General features: G+C 53.8%; 16 protein-coding genes and 1 tRNA gene. 6 read left to right on the forward strand and 11 right to left on the reverse strand.

Going from position 1 to position 15,054, the window contains the following annotated elements:
* The first annotated feature begins 23 nt into the window (after nt 1-23).
* Entirely contained in the window at nt 24-137 is a 114-nt protein-coding gene (locus tag AC22LX_RS04990) for a DUF2770 family protein (RefSeq protein ID WP_064571551.1), read from the forward strand.
* On the opposite strand, the gene trhO is transcribed toward AC22LX_RS04990, so the two are convergent.
* A complete protein-coding gene (gene trhO, locus AC22LX_RS04995) occupies nt 123-1,187 on the reverse strand; it encodes an oxygen-dependent tRNA uridine(34) hydroxylase TrhO (protein ID WP_049061350.1) in 1,065 nt (354 codons plus the stop codon). The two genes, AC22LX_RS04990 and trhO, sit on opposite strands and share 15 nt — an antisense overlap.
* A gap of 207 nt (nt 1,188-1,394) precedes the next feature.
* Between trhO and AC22LX_RS05000 the strand changes: the two genes are divergently transcribed.
* The 3 genes from AC22LX_RS05000 (at nt 1,395) to AC22LX_RS05010 (ending at nt 4,216) form a co-directional block, all read left to right on the forward strand.
* Nucleotides 1,395-2,315, forward strand: coding sequence for a Kdo(2)-lipid IV(A) acyltransferase (locus AC22LX_RS05000; RefSeq protein ID WP_047046907.1), 921 nt, complete (start codon nt 1,395-1,397; stop codon nt 2,313-2,315).
* A gap of 173 nt (nt 2,316-2,488) precedes the next feature.
* Entirely contained in the window at nt 2,489-3,739 is a 1,251-nt protein-coding gene (mdtG, locus tag AC22LX_RS05005; RefSeq protein WP_047050066.1) for a multidrug efflux MFS transporter MdtG, read from the forward strand.
* A gap of 90 nt (nt 3,740-3,829) precedes the next feature.
* Nucleotides 3,830-4,216: a MysB family protein gene (locus AC22LX_RS05010; RefSeq protein WP_045393629.1), complete on the forward strand. Its 387-nt coding sequence runs from the start codon at nt 3,830-3,832 to the stop codon at nt 4,214-4,216.
* Here the strand turns inward: AC22LX_RS05010 and AC22LX_RS05015 are convergent, their stop codons facing one another.
* The 3 genes from AC22LX_RS05015 to mdoG all read right to left on the reverse strand — a co-directional run bounded on the left by AC22LX_RS05015 (nt 4,217) and on the right by mdoG (nt 8,580).
* Entirely contained in the window at nt 4,217-4,444 is a 228-nt protein-coding gene (locus AC22LX_RS05015) for a YceK/YidQ family lipoprotein (RefSeq protein WP_045393628.1), read from the reverse strand. It lies immediately after the preceding gene.
* Nucleotides 4,445-4,505: 61 nt separating this feature from the next.
* Complete coding sequence (mdoH, locus tag AC22LX_RS05020; RefSeq protein ID WP_047050065.1) at nt 4,506-7,034, reverse strand: glucans biosynthesis glucosyltransferase MdoH; 2,529 nt, start codon at nt 7,032-7,034, stop codon at nt 4,506-4,508.
* Complete coding sequence (gene mdoG, locus AC22LX_RS05025) at nt 7,027-8,580, reverse strand: glucans biosynthesis protein MdoG (protein WP_047046915.1); 1,554 nt, start codon at nt 8,578-8,580, stop codon at nt 7,027-7,029. Before mdoG ends, mdoH begins: the two co-directional genes overlap by 8 nt.
* Nucleotides 8,581-8,832: 252 nt before the next feature.
* Between mdoG and mdoC the strand changes: the two genes are divergently transcribed.
* On the forward strand, nt 8,833-9,993 hold the full coding sequence (gene mdoC / locus AC22LX_RS05030; RefSeq protein WP_045393621.1) for a glucans biosynthesis protein MdoC: 1,161 nt from the start codon (nt 8,833-8,835) through the stop codon (nt 9,991-9,993).
* Between the two features lie 44 nt (nt 9,994-10,037).
* On the opposite strand, the gene ymdB is transcribed toward mdoC, so the two are convergent.
* From ymdB to ghrA, 7 genes are all read right to left on the reverse strand, one after another.
* A complete protein-coding gene (gene ymdB / locus AC22LX_RS05035) occupies nt 10,038-10,562 on the reverse strand; it encodes an O-acetyl-ADP-ribose deacetylase (RefSeq protein ID WP_045393619.1) in 525 nt (174 codons plus the stop codon).
* Between the two features lie 90 nt (nt 10,563-10,652).
* On the reverse strand, nt 10,653-10,955 hold the full coding sequence (locus AC22LX_RS05040; protein ID WP_049059541.1) for a hypothetical protein: 303 nt from the start codon (nt 10,953-10,955) through the stop codon (nt 10,653-10,655).
* A 227-nt stretch (nt 10,956-11,182) separates the two neighbouring features.
* Nucleotides 11,183-11,479: a fimbrial assembly protein gene (locus AC22LX_RS05045; RefSeq protein ID WP_226473727.1), complete on the reverse strand. Its 297-nt coding sequence runs from the start codon at nt 11,477-11,479 to the stop codon at nt 11,183-11,185.
* 287 nt (nt 11,480-11,766) lie between these two features.
* On the reverse strand, nt 11,767-12,249 hold the full coding sequence (locus tag AC22LX_RS05050; protein ID WP_487333779.1) for a DUF1097 domain-containing protein: 483 nt from the start codon (nt 12,247-12,249) through the stop codon (nt 11,767-11,769).
* A 102-nt stretch (nt 12,250-12,351) separates the two neighbouring features.
* Nucleotides 12,352-12,906 (reverse strand): TorD/DmsD family molecular chaperone, encoded by a 555-nt coding sequence (locus AC22LX_RS05055; RefSeq protein ID WP_045393616.1) that lies wholly within the window; start codon nt 12,904-12,906, stop codon nt 12,352-12,354.
* 23 nt (nt 12,907-12,929) lie between these two features.
* A complete protein-coding gene (locus AC22LX_RS05060) occupies nt 12,930-13,667 on the reverse strand; it encodes a phosphatase (protein ID WP_015367224.1) in 738 nt (245 codons plus the stop codon).
* An 85-nt stretch (nt 13,668-13,752) separates the two neighbouring features.
* The gene (gene ghrA / locus AC22LX_RS05065) at nt 13,753-14,691 is read right to left on the reverse strand and encodes a glyoxylate/hydroxypyruvate reductase GhrA (protein WP_487333780.1); all 939 of its coding nucleotides are present in this window, start codon (nt 14,689-14,691) and stop codon (nt 13,753-13,755) included.
* 271 nt (nt 14,692-14,962) lie between these two features.
* Here ghrA and AC22LX_RS05070 point away from each other — a divergent pair.
* A tRNA-Ser gene (locus tag AC22LX_RS05070) sits at nt 14,963-15,050 on the forward strand.
* Nucleotides 15,051-15,054 lie beyond the last annotated feature (4 nt).

The raw sequence follows: 15,054 nt of genomic DNA on the forward strand, positions 1-15,054 counted from the left end.
CCGTTTCATATCAGAGAGTGTGTATGCGTCGCCTGTATCACTGGTTAGTCAACAACGTGCGCGAGCACTTTATGATTTATCTCGCGCTGTGGCTGCTGCTAGCGGCAATCGACCTCATCTGGTTATGGTTTTACTGACGGGTCGGGATCCGGGATACCTAATTTGGTATTCAGACGGCCGCGGGATTTATTAAAAATCTTATTGCCATTCTCTCGTCCCGCCCGCAGTTTGCGCTGCTCCTCTTCCGGCAGTTTATGCTCTTCCATGCAGGCTTCGCTACAGCAACCGGCAAATTTCTCGGCACAAGCCGGGCACTGAATAAAAAGCAAATGGCAACCGTCATTCAGGCAATTGGTGTGGCTGTCGCACGGTGCGCCGCATTGATGGCAGTGGGCAATCACATCATCAGAAATACGCTCGCCCATTCTCTCGTCAAAGACAAAGTTCTTACCGATAAAGCGTACCGGCAAGCCCTGTTCACGGGCGCGTCGCGCGTACTCGATAATCCCGCCTTCAATGTGCCACACCTTATTGAAACCGCTATGTTTCATCCAGGCGCTGGCCTTCTCACAGCGAATGCCGCCGGTACAGTACATGACAATCTTCTTGTCTTTATACTCCTGCATCATCTCAACCGCTTTCGGCAATTGATCGCGGAAGGTATCCGCCGGAATTTCCATCGCGTTCTCGAAGTGACCGACTTCGTACTCATAATGGTTGCGCATATCGATGAATACCGCGTCCGGATCGTCCAGCATCGCGTTCACTTCCGCCGCTTTCAGGTACTCGCCAACGTCAGAGGGGTTAAAGGTCGGGTCATCAATACCGTCGGCCACAATACGGTCGCGGACCTTGAGACGCAGGACCCAGAAGGATTTACCGTCATCATCCAGCGCGATATTCAGACGTAACCCCTTCAGCGCCGGGTCAAAGCCATCAAGAAATTCACGCAGCGCCGCGACCTTGCTTTCCGGCACGCTGATCTGCGCATTAATACCTTCATGCGCCAGATAGATGCGACCAAAGACATTCAGCTTAGTCAGCGCCAGCCACAGGGCATCACGGGTCGCTTTCGGGTCAACGATAGTGAAATATTTATAGAACGAGATCGTCGTGCGCGGCTCGGTTTCAGCCAACATCTGCGCCTTTAACGTCTCATTTGAAATGCGGTTGTGTAACACTGGCATGGTGTACCTGCTCGACATAGGAAATGAGTAAAATAAACGGCGGGCATCATATAGCAAACCCCGTTAATTTACATCCCTACATTTTACGCTACATTTCATCCACGCAATTTTCAGTCATTAACAATCATCTGCGGCAGGAGACGGCTTTTGGCGACAGCGGAAAAAAATGCGATAATAGAACGCGTTGTTAAATCAGACAGGTATGAAATGACCCATTTACCGAAATTTTCCGCCGCGCTGCTCCATCCGCGCTACTGGCTGCTTTGGCTGGGCATTGGCCTGTTGTGGTTAGTCGTCCAGCTCCCTTATCCGATTATCTACCGTCTCGGTAATGCCATCGGTCGCCTGGCAATGCGTTTTATGAAGCGCCGCGCAAAAATCGCTTATCGCAATCTTGAGCTCTGCTTTCCTGAGAAGAGCGAGCAAGAACGTCATCAACTGGTAGTGCAAAACTTTGAGTCCGTCGGCATGGGCCTGATGGAAACCGGCATGGCATGGTTCTGGCCTACCCGCCGCATTGCGCGCTGGACCGATACCATTGGCTTTGAATATGTCCGTGACGTGCAGGCGCAAAACCGCGGCATTCTGCTGATTGGTATCCATTTCCTGACGCTGGAAATGGGCGCGCGCATGTTCGGCATGAACGAGCCCGGTATCGGGGTTTATCGGCCAAATGACAACCCGGTTATCGACTGGCTGCAGACCTGGGGCCGCCTGCGTTCCAACAAAGATATGATTGACCGTAAAGATCTCAAAGGCATGATCCGCGCGCTAAAAAAAGGCGAAGTGGTCTGGTACGCCCCGGATCACGACTACGGCCCGACCGCCAGCGTCTTCGCGCCGCTGTTCGCCGTCGACCAGGCCGCCACCACTTCCGGCACCTGGATGCTGGCGAAAATGTCCAAAGCCTGCATTGTGCCGTTTGTCCCACGACGTAAACCAAACGGCAAAGGCTATGAGCTCATTATGCTGCCGCCGGAATGCGATCCGCCTCTGGAAAACGCAGAAACCACCGCCGCGTGGATGAACAAAATCGTCGAAAAATGCATCATGATGGCGCCAGAGCAATATATGTGGCTGCATCGCCGCTTTAAAACCCGTCCGGAAGGCGTGCCTTCGCGCTACTGATTGACTCTCTATCCGGGTGGTCCTCTGCCCGGATAAATTCTACCGCCAGTCCTTTTTAATACTCCTTTAGCTTTAAAAGCTACGCTCCATTGCGGCAACCATTTCTCAGGCGCATAATTAGCAGGCTCATATTTTCCTTTATTTTGACCCGCGCCGCGGGCCAGTGAGACCTTATGCCGTCTGCTGATACGCCTATCAACTGGAAACGAAATCTTACCGTCACCTGGCTTGGCTGCTTTTTAACCGGCGCCGCCTTTAGCCTCGTGATGCCTTTTTTGCCGCTCTACGTCGAACAGTTGGGCGTGACCGGCCATAGCGCGCTGAATATGTGGTCAGGGCTGGTCTTTAGCATTACCTTCTTGTTTTCCGCCATCGCCTCGCCGTTCTGGGGCGGATTGGCCGACCGTAAAGGGCGTAAGATTATGCTGCTACGCTCGGCGCTGGGGATGGCCATCGTCATGATGCTGATGGGCATGGCGCAGAACATATGGCAATTCCTGATCCTGCGCGCGCTGCTGGGTTTACTGGGCGGATTTATCCCCAATGCCAATGCGCTGATCGCTACCCAAATCCCGCGTCAGAAAAGCGGCTGGGCGCTAGGAACGCTTTCAACCGGCGCGGTAAGCGGCGCGCTGCTGGGCCCGCTGGCGGGCGGTTTCCTTGCCGACCACTGGGGATTGCGCACCGTCTTCTTCATGACCGCCACGGTGCTGTTTATCTGCTTCCTGTTCACCCTGTTTTTAATCCGCGAAAACTTTGTTCCGGTGAACAAAAAAGAGATGCTCAATGCCAGGGACGTTTTCGGTTCGCTTAAGAACCCGAAACTGGTGCTCAGCTTGTTCGTCACCTCATTGATTATCCAGGTCGCTACCGGGTCCATTGCGCCGATCCTGACGCTCTACGTGCGCGACCTGGCGGGTAACGTCAGTAATATCGCCTTTATCAGCGGTATGATTGCCTCCGTACCCGGCATTGCCGCCCTGCTGAGCGCGCCACGTTTAGGCAAGCTCGGCGATCGTATCGGGCCGGAAAAGATCCTGATCGTAGCCCTGGTTATTTCCGTGCTGCTGTTAATCCCGATGTCCTTCGTACAGACGCCGCTGCAGCTAGGCATTCTGCGCTTTTTGCTCGGCGCCGCCGACGGCGCGCTGTTACCCGCCGTACAAACTCTGCTGGTCTACAACTCCACCAGCCAGATATCAGGGCGCATCTTCAGTTATAACCAGTCGTTTCGCGATATTGGTAACGTCACCGGGCCGTTAATCGGCGCCTCGGTCTCGGCCAACTACGGCTTCCGCGCCGTGTTCCTCGTCACCGCCTGCGTCGTCCTGTTTAACGCCTTTTACTCAACCATCAGTCTGCGCCGCCCACGGTACAACGCTTCAGCGGATGACGGAGGCTCGGGTAAACGTTCGGTAAATTAAGCGCTTCAGCGCTACTCCGCCTTGACGCCAGGCTAACCGCCTTCTATAGATTGAAACGTGTCCTTTTTCATTCTTCTTAGGGGGTTAGCTATGTCAACGGAATCAGTTTTCTACGCCACGCTCGAAGAGGCAATCGACGCCGCCCGGGAAGAGTTTTTGGCCGATAATCCCGACAGCGATGAAGAAAGTGCCGATATCGAACAGTTCAATATGCAGAAATACATTCTCCAGGACGGCGATATCGCCTGGCGGGCCGAATTCTTCGCCAGCGAAGATGAAGAAGGCGAGTGTTTGCCCATGCTCAGTGGTGAGGCGGCACAGAGCGTATTTGACGGCGATTATGACGAAATCGAGCTACGCCAGGAGTGGGTGGAAGAGAATACGCTACACGAATGGGACGAAGGCGAGTTTCAGCTGGAGCCCTCCCTGGATACCGAAGAGGGGCAGACCGCAGCCGATGAGTGGGATGAGCGTTAATTACTCGTAGGGACCATGGCTGGCGTCTAGCGGCAGCAACAGCGTATCGAATACCAGCGAGAATGGCAGATCGAGAATAGTCAGATAGCGCCAGCCTGAATCGCGAACATCCCACTGTACACCGGGGTAATACTGGTTGCCATGGCCCTGCCCCGGCACCGTACGGCTAATAATGCTGCCGCAGCCGCTGAGGACCAGCGTCATGGCGATAAGCAGAAATATTCTCATTCACTTCCTCTCAGGCAAAAAAATACCGGCACAATTGCCGGTATTTTCCTTAACGTACGGCTTACTTCGTTTTCAACGCCAGCGGGTTCAGCGTGAGTTTCTGATACTCACCCACCCAGGAGGAGTATTTCTCCGGGGAGTTCCACACGCGATAGTGCAGGCGCGACATCGTTACCGGATCGCTTAACAGCACCAGCCGACGATCGCGGTTAAGCTTATCAGGCGTTTCATTTAGCGCCTGCTCGACGTGGCGTTCCCGGGCGATATCCAGGATATGCCCGTGGCGGTGACGCGCCGTTGCCATTGCCGTCGCCAGAGCGTTAAACGATGGGTTAAATACCGCGTGCATAAAGCCATCGCCCAGCGAACGCTGACGGTTCAGGGTCAGATAAGCATCGGTATCTTTCAATACCTGCGGCGGCGAATACTCTTCGGGGATCAGGAACAATTTCCAACGCTTAGTGCGCAGACCTACCGTCGCGCGGCTGGAAATCGCCGAGACAAACGGAGAGAGGATCAGCGACACGACGATCGGCGCCAGCCAGAACAGGAAACGCAGATCCAGCCACGCCATGCCCACCGCCCATACCAGCCCCAGCAGCAGCTGTGAACCATGACGCATAAAGGCCTCGCCCCACGGCGTTGAGTCATCATCGCGCTGCGGTGAATTCCACACCACCTCCCAACCAAGGAACGCGCTGACCACGAACACGGTATGGAACAGCATGCGTACCGGCGCCAGCAGCACCGAGAACAGCACCTCCAGCAGCAGGGAAAGCGTCACGCGGAAGAAGCCGCCGTACTCTTTCGGCCCCTTGCACCACACCAGAATGATACTCAGCAGTTTTGGCAGGAACAGCAGCACCATGGTCGAGGCAAACAGCGCGATAGCCAGCTCCGGACGCCACTGCGGCCATACCGGGAACAGCTGACGCGGCTGCAGGAAGTACTGCGGCTCGGTCAGGGCGTGCACGACCTGCAGCGCCGTCGACAGCGCGAGGAACATAAACCACAGCGGCGCCGACAGATAGGACATGACGCCGGTCAGGAACACCGCACGGTGTACCGGGTGCATCCCTTTTACCAGGAACAGGCGGAAGTTCATCAGGTTACCCTGACACCAGCGGCGGTCGCGTTTCAGCTCATCCAGCAGGTTCGGCGGCAGCTCTTCATAGGAGCCCGGCAGATCGTAGGCGATCCAAACGCCCCACCCCGCACGGCGCATCAGCGCGGCTTCCACGAAGTCGTGCGACAGAATCGAGCCGGCAAAGTTACCTTCGCCCGGCAGCGGCGCCAGCGCACAGTGCTCAATGAACGGCTTCACGCGGATAATGGCGTTGTGGCCCCAATAGTGCGATTCCCCCAACTGCCAGAAGTGCAGCCCGGCGGTAAACAGCGGACCGTACACGCGGGTGGCGAACTGCTGGCAGCGCGCATACAGGGTATCCATACCGGAGGCGCGCGGCGAAGACTGGATGATCCCGGCATTCGGATTCGCTTCCATCAGGCGCACCAGCCCGCTCAGGCACTCACCGGTCATCACTGAGTCAGCGTCGAGCACCACCATATAGCTATACTGGCTACCCCAGCGACGGCAGAAATCATCGATGTTGCCGCTTTTACGTTTCACGCGACGACGACGACGACGATAGAAGATCTGGCCTTCGCCCTGCACTTCAGCAATCAACTCCATCCACGCTTTCTGCTCGGCAACGCAGATGTCCGGGTCGTAGCTGTCGCTTAGCACGTAAACGTCAAAGTGCGCAGCGTTACCCGTCGCTTTCACCGATTCCCAGGTGGCGCGCAGGCCGGCAAACACACGATCAACATCTTCGTTACAGATAGGCATGATAAGCGCGGTCCGGTGTTCCGGGTTCAGCGGCTCGTCGCCAACGGTGGATGCCGAAATACTGTATTTATCACGCCCGATCAGCAGTTGCAGGAATCCCATCAGGGCGGTCCAGAAACCGGCCGAGACCCAGCAGAACAGTACCGCGAAGAGGATCAGGATGCCGCTCTGCAATACGTACGGCAGTAATTGCATGAAGGAGACCCACAGATCCTGGCCAACCATATCGGATGGATTGATCAGCGCCCAGCCCTGATAAGGGAGGATGGTCTTCATATACCAGGTAGCCACTACCGTTTGCGCCAGCGTCAGCAGCAGCAAAATGTAGCGGCGAATGGTGCCGACGGTACGCCATTTCTGTTCGCTTTCGCGCTCTTCTTGCGTAAGACGAGAGAGATAGCGCGGGGTCACGTCGCGGCCGCGCAGACGATCCCAGAAGCGGCCTACCGGGTTGGTACGCCACGGATCCGGGATCATAGAAGAGCGTTTGGCTTTCGGCATCGCATGAAGCTGCGTGCGCCCTTCATCATCTTTCACCAGTTGCTCGCCGGCCAGAGAGTCCGGCCAGCTATGCTCCAGCCGCGCTTTTACCGATCCTAACGGGGAATCTTCATCGCGCGGAAAATGATGATGCTCTGCGTCAAGCGCTTCATGTACGGCTTGCAGGTTCGCATCAGGTAAAGCGGCTTTTTCTGCATCCGACAGCGGCAATGCGTCGATATAATTCGTTATCTTATTCATTGGCAGGCAGCTGATAGCTCCAGGTTTCGCTTAGCGTCTGATCGCCATTGACCAGCGCCGCGCGCATTTCCGTGGTTTTCTTCGGATCTTTCACTTTCACGCGCAGGGTCATACGCCAACCTTTAATAACCGGGTTATAGCGCACCGAGTTTTCCACGATTTCGGCGTTATCGCCGATGCTCGCCTGCGCCGTTACCGGAGTATCCGCCGCCATTTTTTTCATGTCAGCGCCGGTGAAATCAACGATGAAAGCGATAGTGCCATCTGGCTGGCGAATGAGATTAGACTGCTTCACATCACCGGTTGAGCGGCGAGTCTGCACCACATAAGCGTTGTCTGGGGCATGCAGTTTGTCTTCATCACGGCTAAAGGTAATGGAGTACTTGAAGTTCATCTCTTTGCCTGGTTCCGGCAGCTGATCCGGGGTCCAGTAGGTGACGATATTATCGTTGGTTTCATCGTTAGTCGGGATTTCAACCAATTCGACTTTACCCTTACCCCAGTCGCCTTTCGGGGTGATCCACGCGCTCGGGCGCTGGTCGTAACGATCGTCGAGATCTTCAAAGCGGGAGAACTGGCGGCCACGCTGCAGCAGGCCAAACCCTTGCGGGTTTTCCATCGCATAACTGCTAACGGCCAGATGTTTCGGGTTATTCAGCGGACGCCAGATCCACTCGCCGTTACCGGCAAGAATCGACAGACCGTTGGAGTCATGTAATTCCGGACGATAGTTGGTGGTCGGCGACGGTTGGTTCGGCCCAAACAGGAACATACTGGTCAACGGCGCCACACCAAGCTTGCCGACTTTGTCGCGCAGATAGACCTTCGACTGCACATCAACCACGGTGTCGCGGCCTGGCATAATCACAAAACGATAGGCGCCGGTCGCACGCGGGGAATCCAGCAGCGCATAGATGGTTAAGCGTTTATCGGTCGCTTTCGGACGCTCAATCCAGAACTCGCGGAAGCGAGGGAACTCTTCGCCGGACGGCAGCGCGGTATCGATAGCCAGGCCGCGGGCGGAAAGCCCATATACCTGACCCTGGCCCAGAACGCGGAAGTAGCTGGCACCGAGCATGCTGACGATTTCGTCATTCTTGTCTTTGCTATTGATCGGATACAGTACTTTGAAACCGGCGAAACCAAGGTCTTTCACCGTGTCTTTATCGTGCTGAACATTGCCAAAATTAAAATAATCCGGGCTATATTTAATTTTACGTACGCTGGTGCTGGTCACTTCATTAATAGTAACCGGCGTGTCGAAATACATACCCTGGTGGTAAAATTCCAGCTTGAACGGGGTCTTCAGGTTATTCCAGTAGGCTTTATCGTGATTGAACTGGATTTGCTGGTAATCCGCGTATTTCATATCGCGGAAGGCGGAGGGTAAGTTACTTTTCGGCGCTTCATAGCCTTTCCCGGCTAACGTTTTCGCCTGTTTTGCTACGTCATCAATGCTGAATGCCCATGCAGATGAAGTACACAGGGACAACATTACGGCTGCGCTTAACCAACGCATTTTCATCATCTGTGGTTTATGTTTCATAGTAAGTAAGCACTTCCCCCTTTGTGTGCTTAAATCGATCCGATCTATTTTAATGGAAACTCAGGCAATCCGACAACATAATCCCTGCATTGTTCAGCTTAGCGGACCAGGGAATAAACAGTTCTCTGTCCCATATTGCACTTTGCGTACTTATCCTGGAGACAGATACCCTGAGTTCATGTAGGGTTGCTGGCAATGTACCCGTTATCGCCCTGAGTGATAAGACGAATTGTCTGAGATTGTTGTGAATTTATGAATAAAACACCAGTAGAACGTGAATATTTCTTCGACAGTATCCGCGCCTGGCTGATGCTGTTGGGGATCCCGTTTCACATCTCACTTATCTACTCCAGCCACAGCTGGCATGTGAATAGCCTGGAGCCCTCCTGGGGGCTAACGCTGTTCAACGATTTTATCCATGCCTTCCGTATGCAGGTCTTCTTTGTTATTTCCGGCTATTTCTCATACATGCTGTTTCTCCGCTATCCGCTGAAGAAATGGTGGAAAGTGCGCGTAGAGCGAGTTGGCATCCCGATGCTCACCGCGATCCCGCTGCTTACGCTGCCGCAGTTTCTGATGCTGCAATACGTCAATGGTAAAGCCCAGGACTGGCATACGCTCTCCGGCTATGACAAATTCAACACCCTGGCCTGGGAGCTTATCTCCCATCTGTGGTTTTTGCTGGTGCTTGTGGTGCTGACCACCGCTGGGGTAGTGCTGTTTAAGTGGCTGGCCAATCGGCGGAAAAAGCAGGACAACAGTTTTGGTGACACCGTCACATTCAGTCAATTATCACTGATTTTTCTGGGACTTGGCGTATTGTACGCGGTGATCCGTCGCACCATTTTTATTATTTATCCGCCGATTCTCAGTAACGGATTGTTTAACTTCATCGTGATGCAGACCCTGTTCTATCTGCCGTTTTTTATTCTCGGCGCGCAGACGTTCATCAATCCGCGGCTGAAAGCGATGTTCACCACCTCATCACCGTGGTGTTTTGTTGGCGCACTGCTGGGCTTTATCGCCTATCGTCTTAACCAGCAGTATGGTTCTGGCGATGGTTGGATGTATGAAACCGAATCAGTGATTACGATGGTACTGGGGCTGTGGATGGTAAACGTGGTGTTCTCACTGGGCCACCGCCTGCTCAACTTCCAGTCCGCACGGGTGACTTACTTCGTCAACGCCTCGCTGTTTATCTACCTGGTGCACCATCCGCTGACTCTGCTGTATGGGGCATGGATTACGCCGATAATAAAATCGAACCTGTTAGGTTTTATCACCGGGCTGGTATTTGTGGTGGGGATTGCGCTGATATTGTACGAAATCCATCTACGTATTCCGCTGCTCCGCTTCCTGTTCTCGGGTAAACCGCAGCAAAAGCCGGCTAAAACGCCGGTGTCGGTTAACTAAACGCCTCAACCGGCAGCGCGCCCGCGTGCTGCCGGTGTAACGATTCATTCCGCCCGCAATAATCGCTGATAGATCTCCGCCGTTTCGTTATCAAAGCAGACGAAGCACACCCGTTCCAGCGGATTATATCGGGTGAGGAAAGCATTCACCGTTTTCACCGCAATTTCCGCCGCCGCCTGTTTCGGATAGCCATATACGCCGGTGCTGATAGCCGGAAAAGCAATAGAACGATAATTATTGGCTGCCGCCAGCAACAGACTATTGCGATAGGCATCCGCCAGTAATTCGGCTTCTTGCTCGCCGCCGCCGTGCCAGACGGGGCCGACCGCATGAATCACCGCGCTGGCCGGTAGATTACCGGCGCTGGTGATAACCGCATGCCCCGGAGGACATTCGCCCTGCTGCTGACGAACTATTTTGCAGGCCGCCAGTAGTTCCGGACCGGCTGCGCGATGAATGGCGCCATCAACGCCGCCGCCGCCCAGTAATGATGGGTTGGCCGCATTGACAATAACATCTACCTGCAACGTCGTAATATCGCCGAGAACCACTTCAGGTTGAACCACCATTTCCCCCTCCTGTCGGCAAACGTCTTCATACTCAGAGTGATGTCTACTATGGCATGATAGCCCCCAAGGCGAAAGCCTGAGGGCCAGTAATTAGCGATAATTCACTTCGAGGATAGCGCGGGTATGTTGCGGATCAATATACTTTAATTGTGCCGAACCGACGGCGTCATTACTGAAATTCCCCGTCGTCAGCACCTGCGGCGAAATCGCCTGGCTACCCAGCCGCGGGCAGGCCATTTCAATCTTACCATTCATACTATTGGCCTCGCAGGAAGGGTCAACGACCTGCCCGTAAATGGCGACAACGCCGCCGGTCGGCGCGGCATTCACTGAGCCAAATAAGCATGACAACATCAGACATGGCACAGCTAAGGCGTGGATTTTTTTTATCACGGCAGACTCCTCTGTATGAATAGCAAAGAAGCAACAGGCCATCCCTGAGCGCACTGCGCCGCCAGACTACGGCAAGGCAATGATTGCGTTACAAAACACAAATATATTACTTTTTGTTTTCTTTTTGATAACAAAACCGATTCATCTTGATTTTGCTACAAAAAATCTGCGGGGAATATCAGGTGAGAGACGGGAAAACCCCTGCAGATCCGGCAGGGGCTGTACTGTTAACGATAATTCACTTCGAGGATAGCGTTAGTGTGCTGAGGATTAATGTAGGTTAATTGCGTAGATTTGATATTGGCATGTTGCAGATCCCCTCGGGCTACCTGCTGAGCAGAAAAAGTGACTGACTTCTGCTTAGCGCAGGCCATCGAGACCTGATCTTCTGAAGAACGAATTTTACAAGGCGGTTCGACAACGCCGCCGTGGAAACGAATCACGCCGCTTGCGGCGTTAGAGGTAGTTGAAAACGTCAATAAAGCGGGAAGGAAACAAACTGTAGCAAGTAGTACGCCAGTCATTTTTTTCACGGCAAAACCCCTCTGCGTAACGGTCAAAAAAACCTTACAAATCATCCATGAGCGCAGTTGAATACAAGCAACTACATACAAAATCAGTATATATATGAAGTACCTGTAGATACTTTTTTCTCTCCGTTTTTGCAAACGGTATCAAATTATTATGGTTTGTTTGCTCAAAATGTCTGCATTAAGAGGAAAAAACAATCGAAGAGGGGTTGATGCAAAAAGGCTTTCATGTAGTGCGTGACAGGAGCCTTGCTCCTGTCATCGAGGAAATATGAAGAAAATCAGACGTTATCGTTAGCCAGAGACTTGCTCTTTGTCGCTCGTGCCGCCAGCCACAGTCCGCTGTTTTTCATGGCATAGCCAAAGACCAATCCCAGCGCCAGAGACGGCACGACAATGCGCCAGTCGCCGCTCGCGGCGAACGTCGCGCAGGCGCCGATAAAGGTTCCGGGAACAAAAGAAAGTAGCAGCTGGCGCGCCTGAATACACATCAGGAAGGCGACAGTTCCGGTCATCACGTAGCTGAGGATTTCTAACTGCGGCGCCAGCGCGCTACCGTAAATAATCACCAGCGCCCATATCACGCCGCTCATGACCGTGCAGGCAGAAATCAACAGCCCTTTCAGGCCGCCTTGTGGGCACGCGAAATAGGCCGTACAGCCGAGGAATCCGGCCCAGCTCAGCAGGCCAAGTGAGACCGCCACCCATCCCCAGAGACCGGAGAGAATGCCCGTCGTGAGTGCGATTGCGAAGAGTATGTTCATGCCGCGTATCATAGCAGATACGCGGCAACCAAATGCGATCCAGAACACACAATATGAAAGCGTGAGTTTGCTGTTTCACAATAAAAGTGACTTTAGTCACATTTATTCGTCGTTTTCTTCCTGCAGTTCATCCCACATTGCGGAAATCGCTTCACGCGTTAATAGCGCCATGGTGCGCCAGAATGCGGTTTGCGCATGCGCCTCCACTTTTCCAAGGAAGGTACCACACCACGGTAATAGATAATCGGCAAATAACGTTTCCAGCGTTTCGCTTTCATCTTCCGTGGCGTGATCTTCAAGCCATGATGCGGCCAGCAGTAAGGATCCAATATGATCGGTTGGGCCTTCGCCAGTAGGAATGCCGTGTTGCGTCAGAAAACCACGAACTTCCGCTTCAGTTGCCCCTTCAACCCACGCGCTGCGATAAGGCGAGACCGCACATTCTTCCCCAACGAACAGGGCGTTATAATCAGCGGTTAACGGCTGGGTATCACAACTCTTCTGCAGACGCTCCAGTAATTCATCCTGTTCCAGCGGCCAACTGGCGGCCAGCTTGCCATCGCGAATCAGCGTGAACAGCGGCACCAACAGCGGGTCCTGCGGTTGACGATAATAGAGCGAGCCCAGCACGCGACAGAGGATTGAAAATTCATTCATACAATATGTTCCAGTGGTTCTAATTAAAGGTCTGCAAATTCCGCAATCGCCGGCATCCCACGCGATTCAAGGAAATTCAGTAGTCGACGCGGGCTGACGTTAAGGATCCGCTCTTCCGGGAAATTCACCGCGTCGAGAATTTTGCGGCATTCGGTAAATTCGCCAAGGGTAAAGGCGGTATGCGAGTCCGAACCCAGCGCCACCCAACCACCCGCATCACGCACGGCGGCGGCGATCGCCCGGCAATTATCCTCACTACCAATACGCGACGAAAGGAAAGAGGAATTATTAATTTCCAGCGCCACATGATGCTTTGCCGCCGCTTCGGCCACCGCCGGAATATCGATTGGGAACTTCGGATTACCAGGATGGCTAATCATGTGGACTGCGCCACTGGCAATCGCGGCAATCATCGCTTCAGTGTGGGTGGCTTTATCCTGAGGCGGGAATACCGGCTCATGAAAACCGGCAATGATCAGATCCAGCGAGGTCAGCATTGGTCCGGTACAGTCAATTTCACCCTGGGTATTTTTGATATTCGCTTCAATGCCGCGCAGGATGCCGACGCCATCAACCAGACGCGGCCAGATACGCATATTGACGAAATGCCAGTAGTGCGGGGCATCGGCCATATCCGGGCCGTGATCGGTGATGGCAAAAAGTTTGATGCCTTTACGTTTGGCCTCGGCAATATAGTCATGCAAGGTACTGTAGGCGTGGGTGCTGGCGACGGTATGCATGTGCAGGTCAACAGGATACATCACAATCTCCTCCTCTGTTTGTGGCAAGAATAGCAGGAATCAGGAGTCATGATCAGTAAAAACCCCGCCGTAGCGGGGCTATCGATTAGTAGCCGCGCTGGCGGTCGACCTGCCCACTGACCGTTTCACCACGCTCCAGGCGGCTAATGGTGCTGGCAATATAGGCAATTGCTTCCTGCGGACGGGTAACGGCGGCAATATGCGGCGTCATGGCCACGCGCGGATGCGCCCACAGCGGACTCTCTTTCGGCAGCGGTTCGCGGCTAAAGACATCCAGCATCGCCCCTTTCAGTTTGCCGCTATCAAGCCCCGCCAGTAAATCCGGCTCGACGATATGCACGCCGCGGGCAAGGTTCAGAACATAGCTGTTATCCGGCAACTGGGACAGTAGCGTTTTATTGATGATACCGACAGTTTCGGCCGTATTTGGCAACAGGTTGATCAGCACGCGGGTTTCTCGTAGAAACGCGCCCAACTCTTCCTGACCGGCAAAACTCTCGACCTGCGGCCAGGATTTGTGGCTACGGCTCCAGCAGCGCAGCGGGAATCCCCAGCGCAACAGGCTTTCCGCAACTTTGCCGCCCAACACCCCTGCCCCCATGATGCCAATAGTGAAATCCTCGCGGCGGTATTCCGGCAAGGGTTGCCAGCGGGATTCCTGCTTCAGCGCATGATAATCATCAAAGCGACGGAACCAGTGCAGTACCTGGCTTACCGCATATTCCTGCATCTGCAGGCCCATGCCGGTATCTTCGAGGCGGAACAGCGGGACAGAAAGCGGCAGCATTTCCGGATGCTCCCGCAGCTTGCTAAGAATGGAATCCACGCCAGCGCCGAGAGCAAAAACCGCTTTCAGCTCGCGCCCCTGAAGCATTTCTACCGGTGGATGCCAGACCAGCGCATAGTCGGCTGGTTGATTGTCGCCAGGTTTCCACTCACGAACGCGCGCTCCCGGCAGATGTTTTTCCAACTCTGCTATCCAGTACGGGGTATCGAACGTCGGGTGGTAAAAAATAATCTCCATAATGACTCCTGATTACTGACGCGTGAGTAGGTTGAGGTTTGCGTCGTGTTTTACTCTTTGTTTTGTATTGGTTTGCCAGCATAACAAATTTCGTATCGCTATCGAGGAATAAAGAGAATGGTGACAAAAAAAACGATTCCCGCGCGTTTAAGAAGCAAGTTGTTTGAAGTTTGGCTAAACGCATCTTTTTTTAAAAAAGTTGATTGACGGGAGATACGTATTTCCCTACATTAGCGCCCGTTCCCACCCAAGGTGAGCAGCAAGACAATATGGTGAGGTGTCCGAGTGGCTGAAGGAGCACGCCTGGAAAGTGTGTATACGGCAACGTATCGGGGGTTCGAATCCCCCCCTCACCGCCATATT

The sequence above is a fragment of the Klebsiella sp. PK01 genome, from assembly GCF_057624675.1.